The following is a 20,327-nucleotide window of genomic DNA, read 5'->3' on the forward strand; positions in this document are numbered from 1 at the left end:
CCGGGACTTCTTCATGTCGAGCCTCGCGGCTGCGCCCGACGGACCCGCGTTCGCCTCGATGCGCTCCGTCGCTTCGCTCCTGCGCTTACTCGACTGGCCCTGAGCGGTGCCCCCGAGGGCTGTCGAGTAGGACGAGGCGCTAGCCGAGGACGTATCGAGGCCGACGTCCGTCTCGATGCGCTCCGTCGCTCCGCTCCTGCGCTTACTCGACTGCCCTGGCGGAACGGCCCGCTTACTCGGCTGGCTTGACGGAACGGCCCGCTTACTCGACTGCCCCGGCGGAACGGCCCGCTTGCTCGACGACCCTGAGCGGGTGCCCCAGGGCAGCCGAGTAGGACGAGGCGCTAGCCGAGGACGTATCGAGGCCGCCTCGCTGCTGGAATCAACGGCCGTTCAGCTGTCGGCGCCGACCTTCCCCGGGAGCCTTGTCCGCGGAGACCGCCTTGAGGAGGTGGGTGTCGACGGCCAGCACTCCCTGCTTGGCGAAACCGACGGCCAGCAGGCCGGCGATCAGGCCCAGGACCAGTTCGTAACCGCCGTCCGAGGCCCAGAAGCCCGCGTCGATGTGGGCGATGAAGATCGCGCCGATCATGTCGACGATCAGGATCACCGACACCACCGGAACCGCGAGGCCACGATCAGCAGGCCGCCTCCGATCAATTCGGCCAGCGCGGCGAGCCAGGCGCTCACACCGGGGACCGGCGCGCCCATCATCTCGAAGTTGGCCTTGACTCCGTCCATGCCGAACGTGAAGAACTTCTGCCAGCCGTGGGCGAAGAAGATGACGCCGAGGATGATCCGGGCGATGCTGACGGCCAGGCCCTGGCCCTGCTTGAAGTAGGTCATGGTCGAGGTGACTCCTTGTGGGATCGTTCTGTTCTCGCCCACCGAGATGTGTGGGGTCCCCGGAATTCAATCACTTACTTTTCGTAAGCGCAAAAGGTCAGAGCTAGTATCTAGGCATGATCCCGTTCGACGTCTTCGCGAAGCAGTGCCCGTCCCGGGAGGTGTTCTCGCACGTCACCGGCCGCTGGGGAGCTCTCGTGCTGGGCAAGCTGAAGACCGTTCCGCAGCGTTTCTGTGAATTGCGTGAGCAGGTGGAGGGCATCAGCGACCGGATGCTGACGCAGACGTTGAAGACGCTGACGAACGACGGCCTCGTCGTGCGGACGATGTCCGACGAGAGGCCGTCGCACCCGGAGTACTCGCTGACCGACTCCGGGGTGGAGGTGGCGCGCGCGGTGCGCGCCCTGGTGGAGGCTGTTCAGAACAACATGCCCGCGCAGGCGTACGTCTGACGCCCGCGCGGCGCGGCTAGGGCTTGTCCGCGCCGAGCAGCCACATCGAGAAGTACTGTGAGCCGCCGCCATAGGCGTGGCCGAAGGCCTTGCGGACATCGGGCACCTGGTGATCGCCGCCCTTGCCCATCACCTGGATCGCAGCCTCAGCGCACCGGATCATGCCCGAGGCGCCGATCGGGTTCGACGACAGCACGCCGCCGGACGCGTTGACGGGGAGCTTCCCGCCGATCTCGGTCTCTCCCGCCTCGGTGAGCTTCCAGCCCTCGTACTCCGGCATGAAGCCGAGGTTCTCCAGCCACATCGGCTCGAACCAGGAGAAGGGCACGTAGATCTCGGCCGTGTCCACCTCTTCCAGCGGATTGGTGATCCCGGCGGCCTTCCACAGCGCGGCCGAGGCGTCGCGTCCGGCCTGCGGGCTGACCACATTGCGGTGCGAGTACGAGAGCGGCTCGGTGCGCATGGCGGTCGCGTGCACCCACGCCACGGGGCGTCCTTCGGCGATCGCATCGTCCGCGGATCGCTCGTCGCCGAGCACCACCGCGCACGCTCCGTCGGACGACGGGCACGTCTCGTCGAAACGGATCGGATCCCACAGCATCTGCGAGGCCATCACCTTCTCGACGGTGATATCGGGCTGGTGCAGATGCGCGAGCGGATTCTTCGCGCCGTTGCGGCGGTCCTTGGCGGCGACCATCGCGCCGATGTGCGCCGGCGCCTTCGAATTGTTGATGTAGGCGCGCACGTGCGGGGCGAAGAATCCGCCCGCGCCGGCACCGACCGGCATCGTGAACGGCACCGGGATCGAGAGCGCCCACATGGCGTTCGACTCCGACTGCTTCTCCCAGGAGACGGCCAGCACGCGTCCGTGGACGCCGCTGCTGACCAGGGAGGAGCCCACGATCGCGGTGGACGCTCCCACCGAGCCCGCGGTGTGCACGCGGATCAGTCGTTTGCCGACCGCGCCGATGGCCTCGGCCATCGCCAGCTCCGGCATCATCGAGCCCTCGAAGAGATCGGGTGCCTTGCCGATCACGATGGCGTCGATGTCGTCGATCGAGACGTGGGCGTCGGCGAGTGCACGGTCGATCGCCTCGCGGACCATGCCCGCCATCGTCACGTCGGTGCGCTTGGCGACGTACTTGGTCTGGCCGGTTCCGAGGACGGCGACGCGATTGCGGCCCATCAGTTCTCTCCTCCTGCGAGTGTGACGACCATGTTCTGCTGCAACAGCGGTCCGCTGGTCGCGTGAGCGACCGCGGTGCGCGCGTTGCCCGCGAGGATCTCGTGCGCGGCGTAGCCGATGCGCTGAAGACCCACGGAGAACAGGGCGTTTCCGGTCAGGGCGCCGCCCGACGGGTTGATTCTGGTGCGGGCGCCGAGCCCGAGTTCGCGCGCGACGATCAGTTCCTGATGCGTGTAGGCGGCGTGGATCTCGGCGACGTCCACATCGCGCGAGCGGTCGCCGAACGCGGTGTTCGCGGCGAGTTCGGTGGACGGCGACCGCGTCAGGTCGCGTGCACCGAAATTGGGTGTGTCGATGCGGTGATCCCAGCCGGTCACCCACGCCGGGTTCGCGACCAGCTCACGGGCGCGGGCCTCGGAGGCCAACACCACGGCGGCACCGGCATCGGCGTACGGCGCGATGTCGTGAGCGCGTAGCGGATCGGCGACGTAGTCGGCGGCCAGCAGTTCCTCGACCGAGGCTCCGGTGGTGCGCGCGGCGACCGCCGCCATGTCGGCCTCGGTCCAGGCGCCTGAATCCAGGCCTGCGCGAGCCTGCAGGCCCGCGAGCGACCGGGCGTCCGGCCACAGCGGAGCCACCGTGTAGGGGTCTGTCTGCATCGCGAGCGTACGGTCGGAGTCGCCTGCCGAGGCCTTGCCGAATCCGTAGGCCAGTGCGACGTCGACCTCGCCGGTCGCGATCTTGACCCACGCCTCGTACAGAGCCCAGGCTCCGTCCATCTCGACGTGCGACTCGTTGATCGGCGGAACGGCGCCGATGGCGTCGATCGCGGAGATGAAGGAGAACGCGCGGCCGGCCAGGTAGTCCGACGATCCACTGCACCAGAAGTCGATGTCGGTGCGGCTGATGCCCAGATCGGCGTACAGCTTCTGGAAACAGGGGATCAGCATCTCGACGCCGTTGGTGGTGCCGGTCGATGCGGGGTCGTTGGTGCTGTGCGCGAATCCCACGACTGCGATGCGCGGGAGTGTGCTGTTGCTCATGTGAATAGCTCCTTCCCGCTCAGAGGTGATTCCGGTACGCGTCGAAGTCGGCGTCCGGTTCGCCGCTCGGGGCGAAGTGGCTGATATTGCGCATGGTGTAGTCCCATTCGGCCTCGGGACGCCATACGGCCTTGACCCGCATGCCCATGCGTACCTCTTCCGCGGGGCAGTCGAGGATCAGGTGCAGGAACGGGATGTCGGCGCCGTCGAGCAGAACGTAGGCGGCGACGTAGGGCGGCTTGATCTGCTGCCCCAGGAAGGGCACGTTCACGATGCAGAAAGTGGTGACGGTGCCGGTGTCGGGCAGCTCCACCCGCTCGACGGTCGGGCTGCCGTCGGCCGGGCTCACGTACCGGGGTGGGAAGTACACCTCGCCGGTACGCACCCGACCGCCGATGAGACGGCCTGCCTTGAGGCCCTCGAGGTACCAGCTCTCGGACTCCGCGGCCGAATGCATGATGTCGGTGGTGATCGGCGTGGTGATGATGACGTCGCCCGCGTCGTCGACGATCATCTCGCCGGTCGCCTCCGGTGCGGTCTCCGGTGTCTCACCCAGGCTGAAGTGGGCGATGTCGGTGATCGCTCCGCTGCGCGCCGCATGCCACACGGCGTGGACGCGTGCGCCGACGCTCATCTGCGACGGCTCGTCGGCGTCCACCACGTGCAGCAGCGCGGTGTCGGCGCCGTCGAGCCTGATGAGGGCGAAGGCGAACGGCCGGTCGAGGATCTGGCCGTCGAGCGGCTCCGGCTGCCAGGACCAGCTCTCGACCGTGCCGACCGGCGCGACCTCCACAAGCGAGGTCGTCGGCTCCCCGGAGGAGGGGTCGAACTCGGCGGGAGGAACCGTGACGCGGCCGTCGGAGCCGCGGCTTCCGACGATGCGGCCGTCGCGCAGGGCGAGGGCGAACTGCGACAGGACCGGTCCGAGCGAGCGTGTGTAGGCGAAGGTGTTGGTCAGCTTCGCGGACAGGATTCGTGACTCGGGTGCGGGGACCTGCACCTCGGGAGTCGGGTGGGTTGCACTATTGGACACCACCAAAGTAGAACACGTTCTAGTATGTGTCGCAAGGGTTCGACGGAAGGGTTCTCGCGTGAAACTTGGCCTACAACTGGGGTATTGGAGTGCGCAACCGCCGCTGGGCGTCCCGGAGATGTTGGTGGCCGCGGAGGAGTCGGGATTCGACTCGGTGTTCACCGCGGAGTCCTGGGGATCGGATGCATACACCCCGCTGGCCTGGTGGGGAGCGACCACCGAGACCCTGCGGCTCGGCACGGCGGTGGCCCAGCTGTCGGCGCGGCCGCCCACCACCCTGGCCATGGCGGCCTTGACCCTCGACCATCTCTCGGGCGGCAGGCACATCATCGGTCTCGGCGTCTCCGGGCCGCAGGTGGTGGAGGGCTGGTACGGGCAGTCGTTCGGCAAGCCGTTGGCGCGCACCCGCGAATACGTGCGGATCGTCCGCGACGTGCTGGCGCGCGAGGGCGCCGTGGTCAGCGACGGACCCCACTACCCGCTGCCGCGGCGGGAGGGCGAGGGGGTCACCGGTCTGGGGAAGCCGCTCAAGCCGATCACCCATCCGCTGCGCGCGGACATCCCGATCTGGCTGGGAGCCGAAGGTCCCAAGAACGTCGCGCAGACCGCCGAGATCGCCGACGGCTGGCTCGCGATCTTCTACACGCCGCGGCTCGCGGGCATGTACGACGAGTGGCTCGACGAGGGCTTCGCCCGTCCCGGCGCGCGCCGATCGCGTGCCGACTTCGAGATCTCGGCGACCGTTCAGTGTGTGATCACCGACGACGTCGCCGCGGCGATCGACCGCTATCGGCCGTCGACCGCGCTCTACGTCGGCGGGATGGGGGCGGCGGAGAAGAACTTTCACGCCGACCTCTATCGGCGCATGGGGTACGGCCAGGCGGTCGACGACATCGGCCGGCTGTTCCGGTCCGGCCGCAAGGAGGAGGCGCTTGCCGCGGTGCCCGACGAAATGGTCCGCGAGACGATGCTGGTCGGCACCGCCGACGAGGTGCGCGAACAGATCGGGTTGTGGGAGGCCGCAGGGGTCACCACGCTGATGGTGACCGCGCGCGATGTGCAGACCGTGCGAGCACTCGGCGAACTGGTCTAGCGACGCAGCGGCGAGCGGTTCAGGGCGCGACCACCACGCCGCCGCAGCTGCGCGCGGGTATCGCCCAGAGTGCGTTGCGGTTCACCGTGCTCAGCCGCAACTGCACTCTGCCGGGCCCGAAGGTGCTGCGGGGGAGGCTGAAATTGTGCACCCCGGTGTTCGGCGGCCGCACCTGGCTGTGGTCGATCATCGTGCCCTTCCGCCCGGTCTGCAGGTTGTGCCAGTCCAGGCGGGCCACCGAGTCGTATCCGACCCCGATCCAGAGGCTGCCGTAATCGATCTGGATGTACGTGGTCCCGGCGTACTCGGAGACGATCGCGCGGAAGGGCCGGTAGGGCATGTCGACGATGTTCGGGCTGACGTTGAGGCAGCCGTGGAGCGGGTACTCGCGTGTCACGGCGCCGGCGCTTCCCGCCCCGGCGAGAAGCGACGAGACGACGGCAGCGGCGGCGACCGCCGCGGCGAGGACACGGGTCCGGAGTGAACGACGATGTGTCGGCAGGGTGGGCATGAGCTTCTCCTCGGCGGGCTCGTCGCGTGGCTTCGTACCCGGTATGTCGACGCCGAGGGGGCGATCTGTTAGCCGGATCACAGAATCGGTGAGCCCCGGGCGTCAGGTCTCGCGGTCGGACGGGAACGAGACCTCGGCCACCACGACGTGGCCGTTCGCCAGTCTGCGCGGGTGCCGAGTCCGGACGCCGACGTCGTCGGCGATCGATTTCAGATCGCGATCGGAGACGACGGTGAACCCGAAATCCTCCAGCAGGTCGCGCATCGCCGCCGGTCTCCAGGCCGAGACATGGCGTTCCTCGCCCATCGGATCGGGCCGCCCGGCGATCGCGAAGACCGTCTTGAGCGCATAGTGCGCCGGACGGCTCACCGTGTGGCGTTGCGGATAGGTCGCTATCAGCTGAGATCCCGGAGCCGAGCGTTCGGCGACGTCCGCGAGGGTGGCACGGACCTGGTCCGTCGTGAGATACGGCAGCACTCCCTCCCAGATCCACGTGGTGGGGAGTTCGGAGCGATGACCGGCTGATTCCAGGGCGCCGGTGAGACTGTCGGTGCCGAACTCGACCGGGACGAATGCGAGTTCCTCGGTGACCGGCTCCAGATTCCGGACGCGCCTGCGCTTGTCGGCCTGCGATGCGGGGCGGTCCACCTCGAAGACGGTGGTCTGCGGCAGCTTTCGCATCCGCCAGGCCCGGGCGTCCAGACCCGCTCCGAGGACGACGAGTTGGCTGTGCCGCCGCTGGCGCACGGCGTCGTCGATCGCGACGGTGCGCGCCGCCAGGATCTCCACGGTCGCCGTCAGCAGTTCATAGGCCGGACGGTCACGCCAGTGTCTCGGGGCCGGCCCGCGTGCCGTCTCGACCTCTCTGCGCTCGTCGTCGTCGAGCAGGTCGATGGCGATGGGATCGCTGAACCGTCCGATCGCGATGCGCCCGTCCGCGACGGCGCGCGCCTGGCAGACCAGGACGGCGGTGCGGCTCGCTTTCGGCATGGCAACGACCGTAGGCCGGGACGGACCGATGGGCAACGCAGCCGCTCCTACTCGCCGGTGAACACCGGCTTCTCGCGGTTGGCGAAGGCGCGCGGGCCGATCTTGGCGTCCTTGGACGCGAAGACCTTGGCGCCGAGTTCGGCGTCGATCTTGAAGGCCTCCTCCTCGTGCAGGCCCTCGCTGTCGCGAATGGTCTTGAGGATGGCCTGGACTGCGAGCGGGCCGTTGGCCGCGATCTGGTCGGCGATCTCGAGAGCCTTGTCCAGCGCCGTGCCGTCCGGAACCACGTGGCCCACGAGTCCGTACTCCTTGGCCTCGGCGGCGGTGATGTGACGGCCGGTCAGGAGGATGTCGGCCGCCACGGTGTAGGGGATCTGGCGGACCAGCCGGACGGCGCTGCCGCCGAGCGGGAACAGGCCCCACTTGGCTTCGGAGACGCCGAACTTCGCGCTCTCGGCGGCGACGCGGATGTCGGTGCCCTGGAGGATCTCGGTTCCGCCGGCGATCGCCGGGCCCTCGACCGCGGCGATCAACGGCTTCGACAGCCGGCGTCCCTTGAGCAGTGCGGGGAGCCGCGTGAGGTCCCATCCGCCTTTCGCGAAGGAGTCGCCAGGTGCCGACTGGTTCATGGCCTTGAGGTCGGCGCCCGCGCAGAAGTAGCCGCCCGCTCCGGTCAGGATCGCGACCCGGATGTCCGGATCGTCGTCCACCTGGTCCCACGCCTGCTCCATGATCCGCATCATCGGACCCGACAGTGCGTTGCGCGCCTCGGGTCGGTTCATCGTCACGATCAGCACGTGGCCGCGCTTCTCGACGAGGCACTCCGGTGCGGCGGCGGTGGTGGCGGCAGCGCTTTCTGGGGACATGTTTCCTCCTGGCCCGACGTTTTCCTTGCCGCGAACAGTAACACGTTCTAGTTTTGACGCATGGCCTTCACTGTCGCGGACCTCTTCGAGCACGCTGTGGACCTCATGCCCGACCGCGTGGCGCTGGAATCGGGCGACCGCTCGCTGACCTACGCCGAGCTCGATCGCCGGGCCAACGCGCTAGCGCACCGGCTGCGGTCGATCGGCGTGGCACCCGGCGACGCGGTGGGCCTGTACAGCAGAAACACCATCGAAGCAGTCGAGTCGATGATCGCGATCTTCAAGGCGCGGGCAGTGATGGTGAACGTCAACTACCGCTACGTGGAGAACGAGCTGGACCACATCTTCACCGATTCGCAGATGACGGTGCTCATCCATGAGCGCCAGTACGCCGCGAAGGTCTGCAACGTGTTATCGAATGCGACCACCGACATCACCGCGCGCATCGTCGTCGAAGACGGATCCGACGCGCCTGCCGAGTGTTCGGACGCGGCCGGCGTCGCGGTCGTCGGATACGAGGCGGCGATCGCCGAGTCGTCGTCGGAACGGGATTTCGAGGAGCGGTCGGACGACGATCTCTACCTGCTCTACACGGGCGGCACGACGGGAAAGCCGAAGGGCGTCGTCTGGCGTCAGGAGGACGTGTGGCGGGTGCTCGGGGGCGGGATCGACTGGTACACCGGACGGCCTGTCGAGGACGAATGGGAGCACGCGCGGACCGGATCGCAGGGCGGCCAGCTGGTGCGCTTCCCGATTCCGCCGTTCATCCACGGCGGCAGCCAGTGGGCGGTGTTCCAGTCCCTGTTCGCCGGCGGGAAGGCGGTGGTCTACCCGGATTTCGACGCCGCCGAGGTGTGGAAGGCGGTGCAACGGCACGGTGTGAACGTCGTGTTCATCACCGGCGACGCGATGGGTCGGCCGATGATCGAAGAACTCGAGAAGGGTGGCTACGACACCTCGACGGTGGTGTCGGTGGCCTCGTCCGCGGCCCTGTTCTCGGCGTCGATCAAGGACCGCTACCTGGAGCGTCTGCCGAACGCGGTCATCGTCGACGCGATCGGATCGTCGGAGACCGGCTTCGGCGGCATGGGAGTGGCGGTGAAGGGTCAGAGCCGGGTCGGTGCGCCGACGGTGAAGGCCGACCCGAGCGCTCACGTCCTCGCCGAGGACGGTCGCCGTCTGGAGCCGGGCAGCGGGGAGGTGGGGCGCCTGGCTCGGTCGGGTCACATTCCGCTGCGCTACCACAACGATCCGGTCAAATCGGCCGAGACCTTCGTCGTCTACGACGGTGTCCGCTACTCCATGCCCGGCGACTTCGCGACCATCGAGGCCGACGGCACGATCACGATGCTCGGCCGCGGGTCGATGTCGATCAACACAGGCGGCGAGAAGGTCTTCCCCGAGGAGGTCGAGGCCGCGCTCAAGGGTCATCCGGACGTCTTCGACGCAGTCGTGGTGGGCGTGGCGGACGATCGCTTCGGTCAGCGGGTCGCGGCCGTGCTGCAGACCCGCGACGGGGTCCGGCCGGACCTGGTGACCCTCAATGAGGCCGTGCGCGCCGAGCTCGCGGGGTACAAGTGCCCGCGGAGCGTGTGGTTCGTCGACGAGGTGAAGCGCTCACCCGCGGGCAAACCCGACTATCGGTGGGCGCGCGAGGTGACCGGCTCCCGCGAAGCCGACCACGCTCTCTGAACCCGTGACTCCCATCCCTTCTACGACCATCGCCTCTACGACCATCTCCTTTTACACAATCTCTTCTACGACAAGGACATCGATGAAAACCCCATTGTGCGAGCGGTTCGGGATCGAATACCCGATCTTCGGCTTCACCCCCAGCGAGGAGGTGGCCGCTGCGATCAGCCGCGCGGGCGGCCTCGGCGTCCTGGGATGCGTGCGGTTCAACGAGCCGGATGAACTCGACGCGGTCCTGGAATGGATGCACGAGAACACCGACGGGAAGCCCTTCGGCGTCGACGTCGTGATGCCCGCCAAGATCCCCACCGAGGGATCCAAGATGGACCTCGACGCGATGATCCCGCCCGAGCACCGGGCGTTCGTCGAGCGGACGCTCGACGATCTCGGAGTGCCGCAGTTGCCGGACGGCGGCGATCGGGTGAACACCGGCGTGCTCGGCTGGCTGCACTCGGTCGCACGCTCGCATGTCGACATCGCGATGGAGCACACGCGCAAGTACGGGCAGATCAAGCTGATCGCCAATGCGCTCGGCTCGCCTCCCGAGGACGTCATCGGCATCGCGCACGACAACGGTGTGGCGGTCGCGGCGCTCGCCGGAGCGCGGGAGCATGCGCTGCACCACCTCGACGCCGGCGTCGACATCGTCATCGCGCAGGGCTATGAGGGCGGCGGGCACACCGGCGAGGTCACGTCGATGGTCCTCTGGCCGGAGTTGGTCGACGCCGCCGGTGAGGCTCCGGTGCTCGCCGCGGGCGGTGTGGGCAGCGGCAGGCAGATCGCCGCCGCCATCGCGCTCGGTGCGCAGGGCGTGTGGATGGGCACTTATTGGCTCACCGCCGCCGAGTACAACCTCGGCGCGCACAAGCCGGGCGAACCGTCGACGGTTCAGCAGGCACTGCTGGCCGCGACCTCGCGCGACACCGTCCGGCGTCGCATCTACTCGGGCAAGCCGGCGCGCCTGCTCAAGACGGCGTGGACCGACGCGTGGGACGCTCCCGGCGCCCCGGAACCGCTGCCGATGCCGCTGCAGAACCTCCTGGTGGGCGAGGCGCACGCGCGGATCTCGGCATCCGACGACCCGAAGGTGGTGGCGATGCCGGCCGGACAGATCGTCGGGCGCTGCAACGAGATCACTCCGGTGGAGAAACTGATCGACGGACTGGTCTCGGAGTACCGCGAAGCGGTCGCGAGGATGAACGCCACCCTGGACTGAGCGTCCGGGTCGGCTTTACAGCCCGTACCGCCGCTTGAACCGTTCGACGCGGCCCTCGGCGTCCACCAGACGCCGGGTGCCGGTCCAGAACGGATGGGAATCGCTCGTCACATCGACGGTGATCAGCGGGTAGACCTCGCCGTCCTCCCACTCGACGGTCGCGTCCGAGGCGGCTGTCGATCGGGTGAGGAAACTCGTGCCGGTGGTCGCGTCGCGGAATACGACGTGGCGGTACTCGGGGTGGATTCCGGGCTTCATCGGTTCTCTCCTTCGGTCTGGTCCACGGTGGCGGACCGGTCGGTGGTCTCGAGGTCGTCGCACGGGTCGCGATGGTCGGTGCCGAACGGAGACGGCAGGTTCGCCAGGGCCCGCGGCCCAGCGGCCAGTTCGTCATCGGTGACGAGCGCCGCGTCGAAGGCGGCGCGGATCTCGTCGGGCGCGGCCCGATGGCACAGGACGACGATGCTGGTGTGGCGATCACCGTGCACGTCGTCCCAGTAGAACGCCGCGGTCGCGGACTGCTGCGGATCCGCGGCGGCCGCGGGATCGGTGGCCAGCCAGGTGCCGACGCGGCGGATGCCCAGGGCGCCGCCGGCCGAGTCGAGCCACAGCACGTCGTTCGGATTCGCCGCGATCCACAGCCGACCCTGCGCGGTCACGACGCCGTCGAGCAAAGCGTCGAGCGCCACGTGCAGCCGCTCCGGGTGGAACGGGCGCGTCGCTTCGATCGTCATCAGCTCCACGCCGCAGTCGGCGGTGAGGTCCGGTCGTCCCGACAGCAGGGGATCGAACGGGCGGCGCGGGCGTCCGTGAGGTGACTCCGCCGTGCCGGAGGCGAGCGCCCGCGCCATCAGTGCGGCGTCGAGCGGCTGCCTGCTGTTGAGCGTGCGCATTCCCGCGGCCGGCGCCAACCGGACGAGCACGGCGTGCAGCCGTGCGAGCTCCCATGCACCCGCGGCCGAGTCGGCGCGCTCCACGATCACGGTGTCGGCGAATCGCACCTGCCCGACCGCCACCTGTGCGAGGGTGCGCTCGTCCTCGGCGGCCGAGAGTCCCGCCTCAGCGAGCGTGAGATCGCCGGTGGCGTCGGCGAGCCACCGTGCCGCGTCGACGCCGCAGACGGTGTGGCTCAGGCACACGTCGTCGCCCGCGGGGGCGGGTGGCAGCCCCGGCACGTGCACGACCGTCTGGTTGACCTCGAGCGCGACGTTCTCCGGTTCCACCACCGGATCGAGAACCACCACGATCCGGGACACCTGCGTCTCGCGGTGCAGGGTGCGCAGGAGCGGGAGGAGATCGAGGCGGAGTGTGCACGACACGCATCCGTGTTCCAGGTCGATGTCGTCGAGACTGAACTCGTCGTGGCCGTCGGTGTCGATCCGATGCACGGTTCGCGTGACGCGGCCGCGCTCGACGTCACGCAGATCGTGGCTCACCACCGCGGTCCCGGGAGTGGCCAGGGTGTGGGCGATTCTGGCGGAGATAGTGCGATCGAGGCCGGTGACCAGGGTCAACGGTGTTCTGTGCGAACGTTCCTGCGGCATCTCGACTCATTCCTTACTTGTAATGGTTTTCATTAATTTCGGATTTCACTGTACCGTCATCGGCGAAGTTAATGCGAATCGTTGTCAGTAAGGAGGCTTCATGTCAGCGAGATGCCAGGTGACGGGGGCAGTACCCGGATTCGGGAAGTCGGTGTCGCACTCGCACCGTCGGACGTCGCGTCAATGGCGGCCCAATCTGTTCCGGAAGACGTACTGGGTGCCCAGTCTGGGTCGCCGGGTGACGTTGCGGGTCAGCGCCAAGGGGATCAAGGAGATCGATCGGGACGGGATCGATGCGGTCGTCGGTCGCATCCGGCGGCGAGGGGAGCGGGTCTGATGGCGAGCAGCACTGATCTGCGGCCGGTGATCAAGCTCCGGTCGACGGCCGGTACCGGATACACGTACGTGACGCGCAAGAACCGCAGGAACGACCCCGATCGTCTCGTCCTGCGCAAATACGACCCGATCGTGCGGCGGCACGTGGATTTCAAGGAGGACCGCTGATGGCGAAGAAGTCGAAGATCGTCCGTGACGGGCAGCGGCGCGCGCTGGTCGAGCGGTACGCCGAGCGGCGGGCCGAGCTGAAGCGGATCGTCGTCGATGCGAGCGCCGAGCCCGCGGCCCGCCGGGCGGCTCAGGCGGAGTTGTCGAAGCAGCCGCGCGACGCCAGCGCCACCCGGCTGCGCAATCGTGACGCGGTCGACGGCCGGCCGCGCGGTTACCTCCGCAAAGCGGGAGTGTCGCGCATCAGATTCCGTGAGATGGCGCACCGCGGCGAGCTGCCCGGGATTCAGAAGGCGAGCTGGTGATGCGTGAGGTGAAACCGCGTACCGCCGATCCGAACCTGACCTTCGACTACAAGGACACGCAGACGCTCAGGCGCTTCCTGACCGACCGCGGCCGCATCCGGAAGCGATCGGTCACCGGCTTGTCCGTGCAGCAGCAACGCCGCCTCGCGGTCGCGGTGCGGAATGCGCGGGAGATGGCGCTGCTGCCCTGACGCTCAGCCGGCCAGGCGCCAGGTCGGCTCGCCGAGCGATGCGGCGAGGGCGGCGCGGGCGGTCTTGAAGGTCGCGGTCTCGGGCTGCGAATCGGTGAGCCAGACCAGGGTCGGCCACTGCTTCGGCCCGAGATCGGTCTGCGCCTTCAAGAACTCCACCAGCGACTCCCGCGTCAGTCCCGGTGCCACCAGCACGGCACCGACGGCGTCGCCGATGTCGTCGGGGACGCCCAGCACGGTGGCGTCGGCTATCAACCGATGGCGCAGCAGGATCTGCTCGATGGGACGGGTACCGAGATTCTCGCCGTCCACCCGCAGCCAGTCGCCGAGACGGCCGGCGAAGTGCACGTACCCGTCGTCATCCACCCATCCCAGATCTCCGGTGCGGTACACGCCGCCGCGCAGGCGCTGCGCCGTCGCCTCCTCATCGCCGTAATAGCCGTCGAAGAGTCCGGCACCGGCGGTGTTGACGATCTCGCCGATCCGTCCGGCGGCGACGGGTTCGAGTGTGTCCGGGTCGACGACGGCGTTCGGGGCGGTGAGCGGCCCGAGCGCATCGTCCGGGGTGTCCGCGGTGCGGGTGATCGAGACACCGCCCTCGGTGGACCCGAAACCGTCGACCACGCGCGCGCCGAACCGGCGCGCGAACTCGGTGCGATCGGCGGCCCCGGCCTCGTTTCCGTACACCAGGCGGAGGGTGCTGCGGGCGTCGTCGTCGCGCTCGGGCGTGGCCAGGACATAGCGCAGCGGCTTGCCGACGTAGTTCGCGTAGGTGACGCCGTACCGACGCACGTCCTCGCAGAACCCGGTCGCCGAGAACTTCCTGCGAAGGACGATCGACGCGCCGGCGGCCACCGCCACCGACCATCCGGCGATCAGCGAATTGGAGTGGAACATCGGCATCGACAGGTAGGCGACGTCGTCGGGTCCGAGTCCGAAACGCTGCGCCAGCATCACTCCCGGCGCACCGAACTTGCGCTGACTGCAGCGCACGGCCTTGGGGTCGCCCGTAGTGCCGGAGGTGAAGATGAGCATCACCAGATCGTCGGGTCGCACGGGCGCCGGTGCGAACCCGTCGGACGACGCCGCGGAGACCGTCTCGGCCCACTCGGCGCCGTCGACGTTGAGCACCGGGACCGGGAGATCCGCCGGAATCAGCTCGGCCGTCTCGTCCGAGACGATCACGATCTGGCAGTCCGCCCGGGCCACGTCCGCGGCCAGCGCCGCACCCCGGCGCGTGCTGTTGAGCCCGACGAGGACGAACGCGCCCAGTGCGGCCGCTCCGAACAGGAAGCTGAACTCGGGGACGTTCGGCAGCAGCACGCCGACGTGCGGAGGACGGACGGGATCGAGTCGTTCGCGCAGCGCCGCAGCACGTTTCCTGCTCGCAGTGAAGTGATCGCGCCACGGGGTGAACCCGCCCTCGAAATGCATCCCGCGGTCGGTGACCTCCGACAGCGAGGCGTAGAGGTCCGACAGGCAGCGGGCGTCGGTGACGGCAGCGGGCGGCGCGGTCATCGAATCACCGCGTCGCCGTCAGCAGGTCGCCGAGTTCGGCGAGCACCACCGGGGCGCTGCCCAGCGTGAATTCGTTCTGCTTGGCGCGCAGGAAGTACCGGTGCACCGGGTGGCTGGTGTCCAGACCGACGCCACCGTGCACGTGAACCGTGGTGTGGGCGACGCGGTGTCCGGCTTCGGCCGCCCAGAACTTGGCGGTGTCGACCGCGGCGGTGGCCCCGTCGGCGTCGGTGTCGGCGAGTCCCGACAGCAGCCACGCGGCCTGCAGCACGCTCAGCGTGAGTGCCTGGACATCGATGTAACCGTCGGCGAGCCGCGCGGCCACGGCCTGGAACGAACCGATCGGCCTTCCGAACTGCTCTCGTTCGCGTGCGTAACGGGCGGTGGCGTCGAGGGCTCCGGCGATCACGCCGGCCTGGTCCGCGCTGACGGCCAGTCGCAGCAGGTCGAGTGCTCGATCGACGGTGCCGGCGCCGCCGTCGAGGATCTCGTCGGCCGCCACCTCCACCGCGTCGAATTCGACGAGATAGGTCGGGGTGAGGCCGGTCGCGACGGTCTCGGTGATGCGCACGCCGGACCGGTCCGCGGGTACGACGGCGATCAGCGGCCCGCCCGCGCTCGCGGCGGTGACGAGGAGGGTGTCCGCGGCCGCCGCGTAGGGGACGTTGACTTTGGAACCGGTGAGGGCCGAGCCGTCGAATGCGGTGAGCCCGTCGACGGGTCCGTAGGCGCCGTCCTCCTCGACCGCGGCGGTCAGCACCTGCTCGCCGGAGACGGCCCGCGGCAGCAATTCGGATCGGAGCCGGTCGCTCGCGTGCGCGCAGAGCAGCGGAACGCCGGCCACCGCGTGCGGACCGAACGGCACTCGGGCCAGGGCGCGGCCCAGTTCGGTGGCCACCGCGGTGGTCTCCAACGTGGTGAGACCGGCGCCGTCGACGGCCTCGGGTGCGGCCAGGCCGAGGAGGCCGGCCGCGGCGATCTCGGTCCAGAGCCGCCGGTCGATCGGCGCGCGACCGCTCTCGAGTTCGGCGACCCGCTCGGCGGGGCTGAGTCGGTCGACGATGTCGGACGTCAGCTTGGCGAGGTCGGTCGCAGCTTCGGTGGGGTTGAAGTCCATGGGTTCGTCCTTTGAGTACGGCGGCGGTTCAGCGGCGGGCCGGCGGGAGCTTCAATGCGAGCATGCCGATGATGTCGCGCTGGATCTCGTTGGTGCCGCCACCGAAGGTGAGGATCAGGGAGGTGCGCGCGAAGCGCTCCAGCCGGCCGAGCAGATGAGCTCCCGGACTGCCCTGCCGCAGAGTGGCGGCGGGTCCGACCACCTCCATCAGCAACCGGTAGGCCTCAGTGGCGAACTCGGTGCCGAACACCTTCGTCGCCGAGGCGTCGGCGGGCGACGGCGAGCCGCCCGAGGCGGCGATCGACGCGATCTTCCAGTTCACGAGCTTGAGGAACTCGACCTTGGCGTGGACACGTGCGAGGTTGGCCCGGACCCAGGCTTGATCGGCCGGCCGCCGACCGTCGGTCTCCGCGGTGGCGAACGCCAGCGTCTCCCGCAGTGCGGTCTGGATGGGGGCGGCACTGCACAGCGCCACCCGCTCATGGTTGAGCTGGTTGGTCACCAGGCTCCATCCGCCGCCCTCTTCGCCGACGCGATTCGTGACCGGAACGCGTACGTCCTGGTAGTAGGTGGCGCTGGTGTCGACGCCCGCCATCGTGTGGACCGGGGTGTACGAGAAGCCCTCGGCGGTGGTCGGCACGATCACCATCGAGATCCCCTTGTGCTTGCTCGCCTCCGGATCGGTGCGGCAGGCCAGCCAGACGTAATCGGCGTAGGGGATCAGCGAGGTCCACATCTTCTGCCCGTTGATGACGTACTCGTCGCCGTCCCGGACCGCGGTGGTGCGCAGCGCTGCCAGGTCGGTGCCCGCACCGGGCTCGGAGTAGCCGATCGAGAAGTGCAGGTCGCCGGCCGCGATCTTCGGCAGAAAGAACTTCTTCTGTTCGTCGGTGCCGAAGTGCATGATCGTCGGCGCCACCGAATTGATCGTCAAGAACGGGACGGGGGCGCCCGCGATTGCCGCTTCGTCGGTGAAGATCAGCTGATCCATCATCGAGCGGTCGGCTCCGCCGTACTCGGTGGGCCAGCCCAGCGCGAGCCAGCCGTCCCGCCCCATCTGGCGGACGACGTCCCGGTAGGCATCGCCTTCTCCGAGTTCTCCGTCACCGCCGGTGAGTGCGGCTCGGCGCTCCGGCGTCATCAAGGCGTCGAAGTAGGCGCGAAGTTCGCTCCTGAGCTGCTCTTGTTCCTGCGTGTAGGCGATCCGCATGGCTCTCCCGCCGTTGCTGTTTCCCAATCGGGGCGCAATACTGCTTCCCTAGTATTGAAACACGTTCTAACGTGTAGGACGCGAGCCCGTCAACTGTTCGGGCTGCAAGCGGAGGAGGAATAGATGCACATCAAATGCGACTTCGATCTGTGCGAGTCGAACGCTGTCTGCGTCGGTATGGCACCCGACGTCTTCGAGCTCGACGACAACGACTACCTGGTGATTCTGCAGGACGACGTGGCCGAGACCCGGCGCGAGGAGATGCGTCAGGTGGTCGCCAGCTGCCCCCGCTCGGCACTGTCCATCGTCGACGACTGACAACACTCATTTCCCGATCGAGTGGATGCTCGCAGGGATCTGTGTTAGAACAAGTTCTAGTTTTCGCGTCGAAGGGATAGAAGTGGGTCAGTCGTTGGACGGTCGGGTAGCAGTCGTCACCGGTGCGGGTGCGGGTCTGGGGCGTGCGGAGGCGATCGGTCTCGCGCGCGACGGGGCCACCGTCATCGTGAACGACCTTCAGTCGGCGCTCGACTCCAGCGACGTCTTCGACGAGATCGCCGGTGTGGGCGGCAAGGCGGTTCCGGTGGCAGGCGACATCGCCGACTCGGCCACCGCGGCCGAGATCATGCGTGTCGCGACGCAGGACCTCGGCGGTCTGCACGTCGTCATGAACAACGCGGGCATCACCCGCGACGCCATGCTCTTCAACATGACCGATGAGCAGTGGGATCTGGTGCAGCGCGTCCACCTGCGGGGTCACTTCCTGCTCAACCGGAACGCCGCCGCACACTGGCGCGCCGAGTCCAAAGCCTCCGGTGCGCCCGTGTACGGCCGCCTGATCAACACATCGTCGGAAGCGGCGCTCCTCGGTGGCGCCGGCCAGGCGAACTACTCCGCGGCGAAGGCCGGCATCTCGATGCTGACGGTCTCCGCGAGCCGCGCACTGGCCCGCTACGGCGCCACCGCCAATGCGATCTGTCCCCGTGCGCGCACGGCGATGACCGCGGACGTCTTCGGTGCAGCCCCCGAGGACGCCGTCGACCCGCTGTCGCCCGAGCATGTGGTGACCCTGGTCCGCTACCTCGCCGGTCCCTCGGCGCAGAATGTCTCCGGACAGGTCTTCGTGGTCTACGGCCCCAAGGTCAGTCTGATGGCCGCTCCCAAAGTGCAAGAGGTCTTCGCCGCGGACGGCGACCAGTGGTCGCCCGAGGCGCTCGGCGACGTCGTCTCGGCGTACTTCGCCGAGCCGGAGAAGGTCGGCACATTCTCGGCCTCGGATTTGATGGACTAGCACACCTCTCTTTAGAGTGTGTCGGCTCGGCTTGTAACGCAGAGCACAATTTTCGTACGTGATAGGTTGCCAGCATCGGAGCGGGAGGAGGGGCCTTGACGAGCAGACTCGCTGCCCCGATGAACGGCGTGGGAGAGTTCGTCTCCCTGGGTGTGGAATCCGCCCGTGAGCTTTTTCGACGTCCTTTTCAGTGGCGTGAGACCGTCGAGCAGTCGTGGGCCATCGCCCGCGTCTCACTCGTGCCCACCCTGCTGGTCGCGATCCCGTTCACGGTGCTGGTGAGCTTCACGCTCAACATCCTGCTCCGGGAGATCGGTGCGCAGGACCTCTCCGGCGCCGGTGCCGCGCTCGGAACGATCACCCAGATCGGCCCGATCGTCACGGTGCTCATCGTCGCCGGTGCCGGCGCCACCGCGATCTGTGCCGACCTCGGTGCGCGCACCATCCGTGAGGAGATCGACGCGCTCGAGGTGCTCGGCATCAACCCCGTCCACCGGCTGGTGGTGCCGCGCATCATCGCCTCGACCGGGGTGGCGCTGCTGCTCAACAGCCTGGTGTGCACCATCGGCATCGCGGGCGGCTTCATCTTCTCCGTATATCTGCAGGACGTGAATCCCGGCGCCTTCATCGCCAACCTCACGCTGCTCACCGGTCTCGGGGAACTGGTGATCTCCATGATCAAGGCCGCGCTCTTCGGCCTGTTCGCCGGACTGGTGGGCTGCTACCGCGGCCTCAACGTCAAGGGCGGAGCGAAGGGCGTCGGTGACGCCGTCAATGAGACCGTCGTCTACTCGTTCATGGCGCTGTTCGTCGTGAACGTGGTCGTCACCGCGGTCGGTCTCAAGGCGACGATGGGATAATTGATGGTTCTGCCAGGTACTACCCGTCTGCTCACTGCCCGTGTCGCGCTCAAGCGCGCCGGCGAGGACTGGAACAAGATCGGTGATCAGGCCCTCTTCTACTGGGACGCGATCGCCTCGATTCCGCGTGCCGTCCGGCTCTACAAGAAGGAGACGCTCCGCCTCATCGCGGAGATCTCCATGGGTACCGGTGCGCTCGCGATGATCGGCGGCACGGTGGTCGTGGTCGGCTTCCTGACCCTGTTCACCGGCGGCACGATCGCCGTCCAGGGATACAACTCGCTCGCGAACATCGGCGTCGAGGCCCTCACCGGCTTCTTCTCCGCGTTCATCAACGTGCGAATCGCCGTCCCGGTGATCGCCGGCATCGCCCTGGCGGCGACGATCGGCGCGGGGGCCACCGCTCAGCTCGGCGCGATGCGAGTGTCCGAGGAGATCGACGCCCTGGAAGTGATGGCGATCGCGTCCGTGCCCTACCTGGTGAGCACGCGCATCGTCGCGGGACTGGTCGCGATCATTCCGCTGTACTCCCTCGCGGCGCTGGCGTCGTTCCTGGCCAGCCGGTTCGCGACCGTGGTGCTCTACGGCCAGTCCTCCGGCGTGTACGACCACTACTTCTCCACGTTCCTGATCCCGTCGGACATCCTGTGGTCGTTCGTACAGGCGATCTGCATGGCCGTCGCGGTCATGCTCATCCACACCTACTACGGATTCAACGCGTCCGGCGGTCCGGTCGGCGTCGGTGTGGCGGTCGGCAACGCGGTCCGCGCCTCGCTGGTCGTGGTCGTGGTCATCACCCTTCTGACGTCGCTCGCGATCTACGGCGCCGACGGCAAGTTCAATCTGGCGGGCTGAACGG

The 20,327-nt window shown here is 68.3% G+C and carries 23 protein-coding genes and 1 pseudogene; 12 read left to right on the forward strand and 12 right to left on the reverse strand.

Annotated features, from left to right (window positions below; translation table 11 throughout):
• Window positions 1–382: 382 nt before the first annotated feature.
• Window positions 383–846, reverse strand: a pseudogene (locus P5P27_RS01205) (DoxX family protein).
• A 116-nt stretch (window positions 847–962) separates the two neighbouring features.
• On the opposite strand from P5P27_RS01205, the gene P5P27_RS01210 reads away from it, so the two are divergent.
• A complete protein-coding gene (locus P5P27_RS01210) occupies window positions 963–1,298 on the forward strand; it encodes a winged helix-turn-helix transcriptional regulator (RefSeq protein WP_006894215.1) in 336 nt (111 codons plus the stop codon).
• Window positions 1,299–1,314: 16 nt separating this feature from the next.
• Here the strand turns inward: P5P27_RS01210 and P5P27_RS01215 are convergent, their stop codons facing one another.
• From P5P27_RS01215 to P5P27_RS01225, 3 genes are read right to left on the reverse strand one after another with little or no spacing between them, the layout of a single operon-like run.
• Window positions 1,315–2,484 carry a thiolase domain-containing protein gene (locus P5P27_RS01215; RefSeq protein ID WP_006894216.1) on the reverse strand — a complete coding sequence of 390 codons (1,170 nt, stop codon included), beginning with the start codon at window positions 2,482–2,484 and terminating at the stop codon, window positions 1,315–1,317.
• The gene (locus P5P27_RS01220; protein WP_006894219.1) at window positions 2,484–3,527 is read right to left on the reverse strand and encodes a thiolase domain-containing protein; all 1,044 of its coding nucleotides are present in this window, start codon (window positions 3,525–3,527) and stop codon (window positions 2,484–2,486) included. The genes P5P27_RS01215 and P5P27_RS01220 overlap by 1 nt, the downstream gene beginning before the upstream one ends.
• A gap of 19 nt (window positions 3,528–3,546) precedes the next feature.
• Entirely contained in the window at window positions 3,547–4,563 is a 1,017-nt protein-coding gene (locus tag P5P27_RS01225; protein ID WP_006894220.1) for a Zn-ribbon domain-containing OB-fold protein, read from the reverse strand.
• A gap of 55 nt (window positions 4,564–4,618) precedes the next feature.
• On the opposite strand from P5P27_RS01225, the gene P5P27_RS01230 reads away from it, so the two are divergent.
• The gene (locus P5P27_RS01230; RefSeq protein WP_006894221.1) at window positions 4,619–5,653 is read left to right on the forward strand and encodes an LLM class F420-dependent oxidoreductase; all 1,035 of its coding nucleotides are present in this window, start codon (window positions 4,619–4,621) and stop codon (window positions 5,651–5,653) included.
• A 19-nt stretch (window positions 5,654–5,672) separates the two neighbouring features.
• On the opposite strand, the gene P5P27_RS01235 is transcribed toward P5P27_RS01230, so the two are convergent.
• From P5P27_RS01235 to P5P27_RS01245, 3 genes are all read right to left on the reverse strand, one after another.
• Window positions 5,673–6,164, reverse strand: coding sequence for a hypothetical protein (locus P5P27_RS01235; protein WP_006894222.1), 492 nt, complete (start codon window positions 6,162–6,164; stop codon window positions 5,673–5,675).
• Window positions 6,165–6,266: 102 nt separating this feature from the next.
• Window positions 6,267–7,154 carry a class I SAM-dependent methyltransferase gene (locus P5P27_RS01240; protein WP_278126020.1) on the reverse strand — a complete coding sequence of 296 codons (888 nt, stop codon included), beginning with the start codon at window positions 7,152–7,154 and terminating at the stop codon, window positions 6,267–6,269.
• A 47-nt stretch (window positions 7,155–7,201) separates the two neighbouring features.
• A complete protein-coding gene (locus P5P27_RS01245; RefSeq protein ID WP_006894224.1) occupies window positions 7,202–8,020 on the reverse strand; it encodes a crotonase/enoyl-CoA hydratase family protein in 819 nt (272 codons plus the stop codon).
• A 60-nt stretch (window positions 8,021–8,080) separates the two neighbouring features.
• Here P5P27_RS01245 and P5P27_RS01250 point away from each other — a divergent pair, with 60 nt between their 5' ends.
• Window positions 8,081–9,712 (forward strand): acyl-CoA synthetase, encoded by a 1,632-nt coding sequence (locus P5P27_RS01250; protein ID WP_278126021.1) that lies wholly within the window; start codon window positions 8,081–8,083, stop codon window positions 9,710–9,712.
• Between the two features lie 82 nt (window positions 9,713–9,794).
• Entirely contained in the window at window positions 9,795–10,928 is a 1,134-nt protein-coding gene (locus P5P27_RS01255; protein ID WP_006894226.1) for an NAD(P)H-dependent flavin oxidoreductase, read from the forward strand.
• 15 nt (window positions 10,929–10,943) lie between these two features.
• Here P5P27_RS01255 and P5P27_RS01260 read toward each other — a convergent pair whose 3' ends face one another.
• Window positions 10,944–11,186: a type B 50S ribosomal protein L31 gene (locus P5P27_RS01260; RefSeq protein ID WP_006894227.1), complete on the reverse strand. Its 243-nt coding sequence runs from the start codon at window positions 11,184–11,186 to the stop codon at window positions 10,944–10,946.
• Window positions 11,183–12,472 (reverse strand): ribosome hibernation factor-recruiting GTPase MRF, encoded by a 1,290-nt coding sequence (gene mrf, locus P5P27_RS01265; RefSeq protein WP_006894228.1) that lies wholly within the window; start codon window positions 12,470–12,472, stop codon window positions 11,183–11,185. The genes P5P27_RS01260 and mrf overlap by 4 nt, the downstream gene beginning before the upstream one ends.
• Window positions 12,473–12,572: 100 nt before the next feature.
• Between mrf and rpmB the strand changes: the two genes are divergently transcribed.
• From rpmB to rpsR, 4 genes are read left to right on the forward strand one after another with little or no spacing between them, the layout of a single operon-like run.
• Window positions 12,573–12,809, forward strand: coding sequence for a 50S ribosomal protein L28 (rpmB, locus tag P5P27_RS01270; protein ID WP_006894229.1), 237 nt, complete (start codon window positions 12,573–12,575; stop codon window positions 12,807–12,809).
• Window positions 12,809–12,976, forward strand: coding sequence for a 50S ribosomal protein L33 (gene rpmG / locus P5P27_RS01275; protein WP_006894231.1), 168 nt, complete (start codon window positions 12,809–12,811; stop codon window positions 12,974–12,976). The genes rpmB and rpmG overlap by 1 nt, the downstream gene beginning before the upstream one ends.
• Window positions 12,976–13,281 carry a 30S ribosomal protein S14 gene (gene rpsN, locus P5P27_RS01280; RefSeq protein ID WP_006894232.1) on the forward strand — a complete coding sequence of 102 codons (306 nt, stop codon included), beginning with the start codon at window positions 12,976–12,978 and terminating at the stop codon, window positions 13,279–13,281. The genes rpmG and rpsN overlap by 1 nt, the downstream gene beginning before the upstream one ends.
• The gene (rpsR, locus tag P5P27_RS01285; RefSeq protein WP_278126026.1) at window positions 13,281–13,472 is read left to right on the forward strand and encodes a 30S ribosomal protein S18; all 192 of its coding nucleotides are present in this window, start codon (window positions 13,281–13,283) and stop codon (window positions 13,470–13,472) included. The genes rpsN and rpsR overlap by 1 nt, the downstream gene beginning before the upstream one ends.
• A gap of 3 nt (window positions 13,473–13,475) precedes the next feature.
• On the opposite strand, the gene P5P27_RS01290 is transcribed toward rpsR, so the two are convergent.
• From P5P27_RS01290 to P5P27_RS01300, 3 genes are read right to left on the reverse strand one after another with little or no spacing between them, the layout of a single operon-like run.
• Window positions 13,476–14,990 carry an AMP-binding protein gene (locus tag P5P27_RS01290; protein WP_006894235.1) on the reverse strand — a complete coding sequence of 505 codons (1,515 nt, stop codon included), beginning with the start codon at window positions 14,988–14,990 and terminating at the stop codon, window positions 13,476–13,478.
• A 4-nt stretch (window positions 14,991–14,994) separates the two neighbouring features.
• Entirely contained in the window at window positions 14,995–16,107 is a 1,113-nt protein-coding gene (locus tag P5P27_RS01295; RefSeq protein WP_222110949.1) for an acyl-CoA dehydrogenase family protein, read from the reverse strand.
• A 28-nt stretch (window positions 16,108–16,135) separates the two neighbouring features.
• The gene (locus P5P27_RS01300; RefSeq protein ID WP_006894237.1) at window positions 16,136–17,317 is read right to left on the reverse strand and encodes an acyl-CoA dehydrogenase family protein; all 1,182 of its coding nucleotides are present in this window, start codon (window positions 17,315–17,317) and stop codon (window positions 16,136–16,138) included.
• A gap of 123 nt (window positions 17,318–17,440) precedes the next feature.
• Between P5P27_RS01300 and P5P27_RS01305 the strand changes: the two genes are divergently transcribed.
• The 4 genes from P5P27_RS01305 (at window position 17,441) to P5P27_RS01320 (ending at window position 20,323) form a co-directional block, all read left to right on the forward strand.
• Window positions 17,441–17,635 carry a ferredoxin gene (locus tag P5P27_RS01305; RefSeq protein ID WP_006894238.1) on the forward strand — a complete coding sequence of 65 codons (195 nt, stop codon included), beginning with the start codon at window positions 17,441–17,443 and terminating at the stop codon, window positions 17,633–17,635.
• A gap of 82 nt (window positions 17,636–17,717) precedes the next feature.
• Complete coding sequence (locus P5P27_RS01310; RefSeq protein ID WP_278126030.1) at window positions 17,718–18,608, forward strand: 3-oxoacyl-ACP reductase; 891 nt, start codon at window positions 17,718–17,720, stop codon at window positions 18,606–18,608.
• Window positions 18,609–18,703: 95 nt separating this feature from the next.
• Window positions 18,704–19,468, forward strand: a complete 765-nt coding sequence (locus tag P5P27_RS01315) for an MlaE family ABC transporter permease (protein ID WP_006894241.1) — start codon at window positions 18,704–18,706, stop codon at window positions 19,466–19,468.
• Between the two features lie 3 nt (window positions 19,469–19,471).
• Window positions 19,472–20,323, forward strand: a complete 852-nt coding sequence (locus tag P5P27_RS01320; RefSeq protein ID WP_006894242.1) for an MlaE family ABC transporter permease — start codon at window positions 19,472–19,474, stop codon at window positions 20,321–20,323.
• Window positions 20,324–20,327: the final 4 nt, after the last annotated feature.

Origin of the sequence: Gordonia sihwensis (assembly GCF_029632925.1) — a bacterium.
Lineage (GTDB): Bacteria > Actinomycetota > Actinomycetes > Mycobacteriales > Mycobacteriaceae > Gordonia > Gordonia sihwensis.

What these genes read in the sequence shown, in the direction of transcription:
- P5P27_RS01210 (WP_006894215.1), top strand. Translation starts at nt 963, where the DNA reads ATGATCCCGTTCGACGTCTTCGCGAAGCAGTGCCCGTCCCGGGAGGTG.
- P5P27_RS01215 (WP_006894216.1), bottom strand. Translation starts at nt 2,484, where the DNA reads ATGGGCCGCAATCGCGTCGCCGTCCTCGGAACCGGCCAGACCAAGTAC.
- P5P27_RS01220 (WP_006894219.1), bottom strand. Translation starts at nt 3,527, where the DNA reads ATGAGCAACAGCACACTCCCGCGCATCGCAGTCGTGGGATTCGCGCAC.
- P5P27_RS01235 (WP_006894222.1), bottom strand. Translation starts at nt 6,164, where the DNA reads ATGCCCACCCTGCCGACACATCGTCGTTCACTCCGGACCCGTGTCCTC.
- P5P27_RS01240 (WP_278126020.1), bottom strand. Translation starts at nt 7,154, where the DNA reads ATGCCGAAAGCGAGCCGCACCGCCGTCCTGGTCTGCCAGGCGCGCGCC.
- P5P27_RS01245 (WP_006894224.1), bottom strand. Translation starts at nt 8,020, where the DNA reads ATGTCCCCAGAAAGCGCTGCCGCCACCACCGCCGCCGCACCGGAGTGC.
- P5P27_RS01250 (WP_278126021.1), top strand. Translation starts at nt 8,081, where the DNA reads ATGGCCTTCACTGTCGCGGACCTCTTCGAGCACGCTGTGGACCTCATG.
- P5P27_RS01255 (WP_006894226.1), top strand. Translation starts at nt 9,795, where the DNA reads ATGAAAACCCCATTGTGCGAGCGGTTCGGGATCGAATACCCGATCTTC.
- P5P27_RS01260 (WP_006894227.1), bottom strand. Translation starts at nt 11,186, where the DNA reads ATGAAGCCCGGAATCCACCCCGAGTACCGCCACGTCGTATTCCGCGAC.
- mrf (WP_006894228.1), bottom strand. Translation starts at nt 12,472, where the DNA reads ATGCCGCAGGAACGTTCGCACAGAACACCGTTGACCCTGGTCACCGGC.
- rpmB (WP_006894229.1), top strand. Translation starts at nt 12,573, where the DNA reads ATGTCAGCGAGATGCCAGGTGACGGGGGCAGTACCCGGATTCGGGAAG.
- rpmG (WP_006894231.1), top strand. Translation starts at nt 12,809, where the DNA reads ATGGCGAGCAGCACTGATCTGCGGCCGGTGATCAAGCTCCGGTCGACG.
- rpsN (WP_006894232.1), top strand. Translation starts at nt 12,976, where the DNA reads ATGGCGAAGAAGTCGAAGATCGTCCGTGACGGGCAGCGGCGCGCGCTG.
- rpsR (WP_278126026.1), top strand. Translation starts at nt 13,281, where the DNA reads ATGCGTGAGGTGAAACCGCGTACCGCCGATCCGAACCTGACCTTCGAC.
- P5P27_RS01290 (WP_006894235.1), bottom strand. Translation starts at nt 14,990, where the DNA reads ATGACCGCGCCGCCCGCTGCCGTCACCGACGCCCGCTGCCTGTCGGAC.
- P5P27_RS01295 (WP_222110949.1), bottom strand. Translation starts at nt 16,107, where the DNA reads ATGGACTTCAACCCCACCGAAGCTGCGACCGACCTCGCCAAGCTGACG.
- P5P27_RS01300 (WP_006894237.1), bottom strand. Translation starts at nt 17,317, where the DNA reads ATGCGGATCGCCTACACGCAGGAACAAGAGCAGCTCAGGAGCGAACTT.
- P5P27_RS01305 (WP_006894238.1), top strand. Translation starts at nt 17,441, where the DNA reads ATGCACATCAAATGCGACTTCGATCTGTGCGAGTCGAACGCTGTCTGC.
- P5P27_RS01320 (WP_006894242.1), top strand. Translation starts at nt 19,472, where the DNA reads ATGGTTCTGCCAGGTACTACCCGTCTGCTCACTGCCCGTGTCGCGCTC.